This is a genomic window from Streptomyces sp. SM1 (genome assembly GCF_002910825.1).
Lineage (GTDB): Bacteria > Actinomycetota > Actinomycetes > Streptomycetales > Streptomycetaceae > Streptomyces > Streptomyces okerensis.
In genome coordinates, this window is record NZ_NEUB01000140.1 from 1 (window position 1) to 800 (window position 800).

Below are 800 nucleotides of genomic sequence, written 5' to 3' on the forward strand. Positions count from 1 at the left end.
ATGGCGCGGGCGCCGCGCACGCCGTCGCCGTCCTGGGTGTAGCGGGCGTCGAACTCGGCGAGATCGGCGGCGGCGCGGGGATCGCCGGGGTGTGCCACGGCCAGCACACAGGCCCGTACGCAGGCCGCGTCGTCGAAGTAGTGCGGGTTGTCGTGGCCGGTGGCGGGCGGGCGCAGACCGGTGGCCAGGTTGCCGAGACCGGCGCGGACGGAGATGCGGGCGCGCAGGGGGAGCACGGCGGACTCGGTCTCGGGGGCGCGGTGCGCCGCCGCGGCGATCTCGCCGGCCACGGTGTTCCAGGTCAGGTCGATGGCCGCGCGGGTGCGGCGTTCGCGGCTGAGGTCGCCGAAGGCGGTGTCGTCACCGGCGCGGAGTACCGCCTCCGCGGCGAAGGCCGCCCATTCGGCGTCGTCGGAGGGGCCGAGGCGGAGGGGTTCGGAGGGCTGGTTGAGGGCGATGGGGACGGGGAGGGTGGTCGTCGCGTTCTGTTCGGCGAAGGTGTCGAGCTCGCGGGTGAGGCGGCGGGTCCACTCCGGCATTCTCGCTGCGCGGTGGCGGGCGGCGGGCCAGCCGGCGGCGTCGCCTGCGGCGAGGCCGAGGAGGAGTCCTTCGATCCCTGCCCGCGGCGGCGGCCCGGGTGTGGGCGATTCGGCCCCGGCCGCGCCTTCGGCCCGGATGTTCCCACCCGCACCACTCGTGCGGCTCTCGATGTCGGGTGCGGGTGGCCCCTGTGGGGCCTGACCACCGTCGGCGGGTGCGGGTGCGGGTGCGGGTGCGGGTGCGGGTGCGGGTGCGGGTGG

The 800-nt window shown here is 76.9% G+C and carries 1 protein-coding gene; it reads right to left on the minus strand.

Annotated features, from left to right (window positions below; genetic code table 11):
- Positions 1-800: ADP-ribosylglycohydrolase family protein (locus tag B9S61_RS03015; RefSeq protein ID WP_374936175.1), on the minus strand; the 800-nt coding region annotated here is incomplete at both ends.